Source organism: Flavobacterium sp. (assembly GCF_044368625.1).
Lineage (GTDB): Bacteria > Bacteroidota > Bacteroidia > Flavobacteriales > Flavobacteriaceae > Flavobacterium.
In genome coordinates, this window is sequence record NZ_JBIPPD010000166.1 from 1 (window position 1) to 7,480 (window position 7,480).

At 37.0% G+C, this 7,480-nt stretch carries 3 protein-coding genes and 1 pseudogene; all 4 read left to right on the plus strand.

Going from position 1 to position 7,480, the window contains the following annotated elements; translation table 11 throughout:
* Positions 1-394: 394 nt before the first annotated feature.
* Positions 395-3,550: a UvrD-helicase domain-containing protein gene (locus ACIQ2X_RS11865; RefSeq protein ID WP_396179129.1), complete on the plus strand. Its 3,156-nt coding sequence runs from the start codon at positions 395-397 to the stop codon at positions 3,548-3,550.
* Positions 3,551-3,774: 224 nt separating this feature from the next.
* Positions 3,775-4,977 (plus strand): glycine C-acetyltransferase, encoded by a 1,203-nt coding sequence (gene kbl, locus ACIQ2X_RS11870; protein WP_396179130.1) that lies wholly within the window; start codon positions 3,775-3,777, stop codon positions 4,975-4,977.
* A 102-nt stretch (positions 4,978-5,079) separates the two neighbouring features.
* Positions 5,080-6,462, plus strand: coding sequence for an OmpA family protein (locus tag ACIQ2X_RS11875; RefSeq protein WP_396179131.1), 1,383 nt, complete (start codon positions 5,080-5,082; stop codon positions 6,460-6,462).
* Between the two features lie 64 nt (positions 6,463-6,526).
* Positions 6,527-7,480 (plus strand): annotated as a pseudogene (locus ACIQ2X_RS11880) (PD-(D/E)XK nuclease family protein); the annotation flags it as partial.

Below are 7,480 nucleotides of genomic sequence, written 5' to 3' on the forward strand. Positions count from 1 at the left end.
ACGAGTTTGTTTATAAGCTAAATCGCAGATATTTTGGTGAGAAAATCTTCGATAGACTAGTGATAGCAAGTATTACAGGAGTATGATTAAAAACGGATATGCATTATATTTTTAATAAAATGAGAACGAGTTGTTTTTTGTTCCTTAAATTTTTTACAAACTTATTTAAAAAAAATCTCAATGAAAAATATAATTTAAGAAAAAATCAGCAATAAAATTCTTTATAATCTAGCCTATGTTCTTATAAACAGTACTGAAAATGTATTTCAAAATGAGTATTCAGATATTCTTAACTTAACGACATTGGGAAATTTGTGCAATTTGTGTAAAAAATGCGCTTCATTATTTTCACTCTATTACAAAAAAAGCACTATTTTTAGACAAAATACACACCATGCCCAAACACGCATTTACCATATACGACGCATCGGCCGGATCCGGAAAAACATTCAACCTCGTCAAGGAATATTTAAAAATCATTTTGACCGCAAAAAAAAATGATGCCTACCGCTCCATTCTCGCCATCACCTTTACCAACAAAGCGGTACACGAAATGAAAAGCCGCATCGTTGGCAGTCTTTCGGAATTTATAAAAGACCAACCCTCGGCAAAGGCCATGCAACTGATGCAGGTTTTACAAACAGAATTGGAACTATCTGCCACTCAAATCAAATCCAAATCACAGGAAATTATCAAACACATCATTCACAACTATGCTGCATTTGATATTTCTACCATCGACAAATTTACCCACAAAGTAATCCGTACGTTTGCCCACGATTTAAATCTTCCGATTACTTTTGAAGTTTCGCTCGATACTGAAAGCTTGCTTGCAGAAGCCGTTGACGCCATCATTGCCGAAGCTGGAACCAACGAAATGCTCACCAAACTTCTCATCGATTTCACGATGGAAAAAACCGACGACGATAAAAGTTGGGACATTTCGCGCGAAATTATGGAAACAGGACGCTTGATTTTAAACGAAAATAACCACCAAGAAATTGTTCATTTCAATGAAAAATCTATTCCTGATTTCATGAAAATCAAGCTGAAACTTCAAGAATCCTGCAAAACAATTATCGACGAAAATGCCGCTCGCGCTAGTGAAATCCTAGATACTTTAGATAAAAACGGCGTAGATTTAAAATCTTTTTCGAGAGCTACATTTCCCAATCACATCACGGGAATTAAGGATAAAAACTTTAATCCGAACAACAAGCGGTACCACGAATCGGAGGATATTGCCATCAATAAAACCGCCAAAGACCGAGCGATTATTGAAAACCTCATTCCAGAAATGCTGTTGCAGTTGCAAGTGATATACGAACAATTTGCACAACATGATTTTTATAAAGCCTTTCTCAAAAACATTACACCACTTTCGTTGTTGAATACCTTGAGCAACAAATTGACCGAAATTCAAAAGGAACAAAACATACTTTCCATAGCCGAATTTAATGCCATTATTCACAAAGAAATTCAAAACCAACCCGCTCCATTTATTTACGAACGCTTGGGCGAACGCTACAAACATTTCTTTATCGACGAATTCCAAGATACCTCCGAAATGCAATTCCAGAATTTAATTCCGTTAATTGACAACGCGATTGTGAGCGAGGATTTGCAAGGCGAACGCGGCTCACTGATGATTGTGGGCGATCCCAAACAGTCCATTTACCGCTGGCGTGGCGGAAAAGCCGAACAGTTTATTGAGTTGAGTAAAGCGGGGAATCCATTTCACAATCCCGACAAAGATGTCGTACGTCTGGAAGATAATTTCCGCAGTTATTCTGAAATTATTGAATTCAACAACCATTTCTTCAAATACATTTCAGGGGAATTCGAACACGAAGATTATAAAAACTTATATCAAAATAATAGCCGACAAAATAGTACAGATAAAAGCGGGGGTTACGTCAACGTTTCTTTTTTGCCAAAAAAAGAAAAATCGGACGACGAAAACCAATTGACGCAAGACGAGTTGTATGTAATCAAAACTTTGGAACTCATTTTGAACCTAAAAAAACAAGGCTACTCTTTTGATGATATTGCAGTGGTCGTGCGGCATAACAAAGATGGTGTTGCCGTTGCAAATTATTTAACAGAAAATGGAATTCCCATTCAATCTTCAGAAACCTTATTGATTGCGAATGCTACCGAAGTACAGTTTTTGATTCACGCGCTAAAATATCTGAAAAACGCTAATGATTTAGAAGCCAAAGCCCACTTTTTATACTATATGGCTTTTTATAATTTACCGCCCTCTGAAATTGCCGATTTTATTGCAAAAGGAATGCGTTTTTTATCCGAAACTGAGCTGGAAACTTGGTTGGAAACTTTTGAAATGAAGTTGTCGTTTCAAAGTATTCGTAAAAAAGCATTGTATGAAACCGTTGAATTATTGATTTCAAAATGCCTACCTGTTGCCAAAAATAACGCCTATTTGCACTATTTTTTGGATATTATTTTGGAACGCGACATTAAAAACCAAGCCGGAATTACCGATTTTTTAGAATATTGGGAACGAAAAAAATCCAGCTTCAGCATTCCATCTCCCGAAGGCAACGCTGCTGTTCGGATTATTTCAATTCACAAGTCCAAAGGATTGGAGTTTCCCGTTGTTATTTTTCCTTTTGCCGACGAAAATTACAGTTTGCAACGAAAAGATAAACTATGGGTCGAAAATGAAACGGACACCTTTGATTTACCCAAAGTTTTGATCGACAATAACAATGCAGTGGCAGGATATAGTGGTTCTGCCGAACGCATTTTTAACCAAAAAAAACAAGAGCAATTACTGGACAATATTAATGTTTTGTATGTAGCATTGACGCGTCCCGAAGAGCAATTGTACATTATTTCGGAGTATGTGGAACCCAATTCCAAAGGCGAATGGCCCAACAATACCGCCTCGTATTTTTTAAAATATTTGCAAAGCATGCGCTTTTTTGAGGAAGGAAAATTGGAATATGAGTTTGGCATCCCACAGAAGTATTCAGGTGAAAAGAAAGCCGCTGTTGTACCCAAAAAAATCACACGTGTTGCAGAAGTTTTGGCTATCGAAAACATTAAGATTGCCAAACGAGAATCGCTGATGTGGGGCACCTTGCAGCAAGACGCTATTAATTATGGAAATGTAATTCACGAAGTTTTATCCTATATCGAAAAAAATTCGGATGTGGACTTAGCAATGCAAAAAGCACTAGAAAATGGATTAATAGCAGGTACGCAAAAAGAGATGGTACAAAAGACGATTTTCGACATCATCAATCATCCCGATTTAAACCCGTTTTTTGAGGAAAACAATACTGTTTTTAATGAGCAGACAATTATTCAAAAGCAAGGTTCGCTTGTTAAACCCGACCGAATGGTTCTAAAAAACAAAGACGAAATGTATTTGCTGGATTATAAAACAGGAAAATACAAGCCGCAACACCAGCAACAATTGCAAGACTACCAAGATGCTATTGAACAAATGGGTTATAAAGTGATTAAAAAGTCACTGATATACATTGGCAACGAAATTGAAATTGTAAATTTAGCCCACTAACTCCCGAAAAATCGGGACAAGCTACCAAATGGGGAATTAAAAATGTTTAAATTTGCACTCGAAATAAAGAGTAAACGGATACCTCAAGCTCGAAACCTGACCCGAGGCGAAGCCGAACGGAAGTTTATCCCGAAACAACGGCAAAGGTAAATCTGAGACTTGAAATCTGAGACTTGAAACCTGAGACTTGAAACCTTAAACTTTAAACAAATACAACTATTTATATGTACGGAAAAATACAAGAACACCTGCAAAATGAGTTAAAAACGATTGAAGATAATGGTATTTTCAAAAAAGAACGAATCATTACTTCGCCACAAGGAGCGGAAATTACGATTTCTACAGGCGAGAAAGTTTTAAATTTTTGTGCCAACAATTACCTCGGACTTTCATCGCATCCCGAAGTAGTTCAAGCGGCAAAAGATGCCTTGGATTCGCACGGTTTCGGAATGTCGTCGGTACGTTTTATTTGTGGTACTCAAGATATTCATAAAACCTTGGAGCAAAAAATTGCCCAATTTTACGGAACAGAAGACACTATTTTATATGCAGCAGCATTTGATGCCAACGGAGGTGTTTTCGAACCATTACTAGGGGAAGAAGATTGTATTATTTCCGACAGCTTGAATCACGCTTCGATTATTGATGGTGTACGATTGTGTAAAGCAGCAAGGTACCGGTATCAAAATAACGATATGGGCGATTTGGAAGCCCAACTGATTGCAGCCTCCGAAAAAGGACATCGTTTTAAATTAATTGTAACAGATGGTGTGTTTTCTATGGACGGATTGGTAGCACCTTTGGATAAAATTTGTGATTTGGCCGATAAATATGATGCAATGGTTATGGTCGACGAATGCCACGCTGCAGGATTTATTGGTGCAACAGGAAAAGGAACTTTAGAAGCTAAAAATGTGATGGGTCGTGTGGATATAATTACAGGAACACTAGGAAAAGCTTTAGGTGGTGCAATGGGAGGTTATACCACGGCAAAGAAGGAAGTAATTGAAATTTTGCGCCAGCGGTCGCGTCCGTATTTATTTTCAAATTCTTTAGCACCTGCTATTGTGGGTGCTTCCATCAAAGTTTTTGAATTATTAGAAAACGATACTACTTTAAGAGACCAGCTGGAATGGAATACCAACTACTTCAAAGAAGGAATGAAAAAAGCGGGATTTGATATCATTGACGGCGACTCTGCAATTGTACCTGTTATGTTGTACGATGCTAAATTATCGCAAGTAATGGCAAATGAATTGTTAAAAAAAGGAATTTATGTCATCGGATTCTTCTTTCCAGTGGTTCCAAAGGACAAAGCCCGAATCAGAGTTCAACTTTCAGCCTCGCACACCAAAGAGCATTTAGACAAGGCTATTCAAGCTTTTACTGAAGTAGGTAATGATTTGGGGGTTTTAAAAATATCGTAATCTTATAATAATAATATATTATTTTGTTAACACTTTGTTTTGTTCTTAAAATATAACACATTACTTTTGCGTAATAACTTTTTGTAACTAAAAAAATCAAGTATGAAACATCTAAACAAAATTTTTGTTGCTGTATTAATGGCGATGGGATTAAATGCCCAAGCACAAGACAGCAATAATCCTTGGGCAATAACATTTGGTGCAAATGCAGTGGACACACGTGCAGGAGCAGGCGATGACTTTAGCGCAACATTCAATCAGCCTTTTAAAGTAAAAGAAAGCTGGAACATTTTACCTTCAGTTTCTTACGTAACAGTGAGTAGATCAGTGGGCGACGGATTCACTTTCGGAGTTACTGGTTCAGTAAACAAAATCACAAAATTGACTATCTTAAATCCTGCTGGAACAGGATACCAAGTAGTTAATCCTGGAGATTTAGAGTATTACGGAGCAGACGGTATCATCCGTTATAGCTTTATGAATTTAATCAAATCAAAAGTAGTAGATCCTTCGCTTCACATTGGAGGAGGTTACACTTGGTTAGGCGACTATTCAACAGGAACTGCAAACGGTGGATTAGGCGTGACTTTCTGGTTTACAGAAACAATTGGTCTAGCTTTACAATCTACTTACAAGCATTCATTTGCTGATATTACTCCATCTCACATGCAACACTTTGCAGGTTTGAGTTTCAAATTTGGAGGAAAAGATACTGATGGTGACGGCGTTTATGATAAAGATGATGCTTGTCCAGATGTAGCAGGTCCAAAAGAATTAAACGGATGTCCTGATACTGATGGCGATACAATCTTAGACAAAGATGATGCTTGTCCAGATGTTGCTGGTTTAGCTGCATTCAACGGTTGTCCTGATACAGACGGAGATGGTGTTCAAGATAGTCAAGATGCTTGTCCAGACGTTGCAGGTGTTAAAGCTTTAAACGGTTGTCCTGATGCAGACGGAGACGGAATCGCTGATAAAGACGATAAATGTCCTTCTGTAAAAGGTCCTAAAGAAAATGGTGGTTGTCCATGGCCTGATACTGACGGAGACGGAGTATTAGATAAAGATGATAAATGTCCTACAGTTAAAGGTACTGTTGCAAACAATGGTTGTCCTGAAATGTCTCAAGAACAAGTAACAAAATTGAACGCTTATGCTAAAACAATTTTGTTCAACAGCGGAAAATCTACTTTCAAACAAGAAACATTCGCGGTTTTACAGTCAATTACTGCAATTTTAAAAGAATTTCCAAGTTCTAAATTTAGTATTGAAGGTCACACAGACAGCGATGGTAAAGACGCTATGAATCAAAAATTATCTGAAGATAGAGCTGGTGCAGTGAAAAATTACCTAATTGAAAACGGTATTGCTTCAGATCGTTTGACTTCATCTGGTTTTGGTGAGTCTAAACCAATTGATTCTAACAAAACTGCTAAAGGAAAAGCAAACAACAGAAGAGTAGAAGTATTATTAGTAAAATAATTTTCTTCCACAAATAGTTATAAAACGCCTCGATTTATCGGGGCGTTTTTTTTATTTTTATAAAATGGAAAACACATCATTTTTAAGCCATTTAGCGCAAAGGATTCTTAATAATTCAGAAACCGAAACCAAGGATTTAATTGTTATTCTACCAAATAGAAGAGCAAAAGTTTTTTTAATTCAAGAATTAAAAAACACAACCCAACAAACCCTATTTGCACCCGAAATAATCAGTATCGAAGATTTCATCCAGCAAGTGGCTCAAATTCGAACGATTGATGCAGTTGAACTCCTTTTCGAATTTTACACCGTGTACCAATCGCTACCACACGATGAAAAAGCACACCAAGATTTTGAATCCTTTGCCAATTGGGCAAAAACATTACTGCAAGATTTTAATGAAATCGATCGGTACCTGCTGGATCCTAAACACGTATTTTCATATTTAAAAGATATTGAAGACATCAAACATTGGTCGCTAGACCTTGAAAAAAGAACTTCTTTGATCGAAAAATATTTGAAATTCTGGGATTTACTCCCTAAATATTACGACACGTTGTATCAGTTTTTACTCTATAAAGGTATTGGATACCAAGGTTTAATTTACCGTGAAGCTGATAAAAAGCTTCCTCAATTTTCCAATTCTATCGGCAATAAAAAATATCTTTTTGCGGGATTTAATGCATTGAATGCTGCCGAAGAGCAGATCGTACAATACCTTTTAGCCCGTGGTCAAGCAGAAATTGTGTGGGATATTGATCACGTATTTATGAACGACGTGCAGCACGATGCCGGATTATTTTTACGTCGCTTTCGATCCACGTGGAATCATTACAAAACCCAACCATTCGAATCGATTGCCAATGATTATGGTTTAGCCAAAAAAATTCAAGTCATTGGAACTCCCAAAACCATCGGTCAAGCCAAAATTGCAGGAAAAATTGTCGAACAAATCATGACCGAAAATCCACAAAGCATCCACAAAACCGCTATTGTTTTAGGGGAAGAAAGTTTGTTG

Bases quoted from the DNA above. Each gene is read 5' to 3' on its own strand.
- ACIQ2X_RS11865 (WP_396179129.1), top strand. From the start codon at position 395: ATGCCCAAACACGCATTTACCATATACGACGCATCGGCCGGATCCGGA.
- kbl (WP_396179130.1), top strand. From the start codon at position 3,775: ATGTACGGAAAAATACAAGAACACCTGCAAAATGAGTTAAAAACGATT.
- ACIQ2X_RS11875 (WP_396179131.1), top strand. From the start codon at position 5,080: ATGAAACATCTAAACAAAATTTTTGTTGCTGTATTAATGGCGATGGGA.